The sequence below is a fragment of the Pseudomonas persica genome, from assembly GCF_900291015.1.
Classification (GTDB): Bacteria; Pseudomonadota; Gammaproteobacteria; order Pseudomonadales; family Pseudomonadaceae; genus Aquipseudomonas.
The window spans coordinates 1-238 of sequence record NZ_OLKL01000360.1 but is presented as its reverse complement, the minus strand read 5'-3'; the positions used below and the strand labels follow the sequence as shown (position 1 = coordinate 238).

The following is a 238-nucleotide window of genomic DNA, read 5'->3' as shown; positions in this document are numbered from 1 at the left end:
ACTGGACGTTGTTGAAGGTGAGCGGCTGATTATCACTAGTGATGAAGCGTTTGCAAATTGGTTGGAGGCCAAAGTCGCAGATCACGTCAGTGAACTGAATCAATGGATTTGGCAGCAAGAGCAAGCAATGGGATTGGGTGATTTACCAAGGCAGCTACGCTATCAACAATCATTAGAATCAAAGACCCTGGAGGCTTAGTTGAACATCAGTTATTTTCTTAGAGCATCAGGTGAGCCT

The 238-nt window shown here is 45.0% G+C and carries 1 protein-coding gene; it reads left to right on the top strand.

From position 1 onward, the window contains the following. Positions 1–199 (top strand): hypothetical protein (locus FQ664_RS27445; RefSeq protein ID WP_178091132.1); only part of this gene is annotated, 199 nt, incomplete at its 5' end. Positions 200–238: the final 39 nt, after the last annotated feature.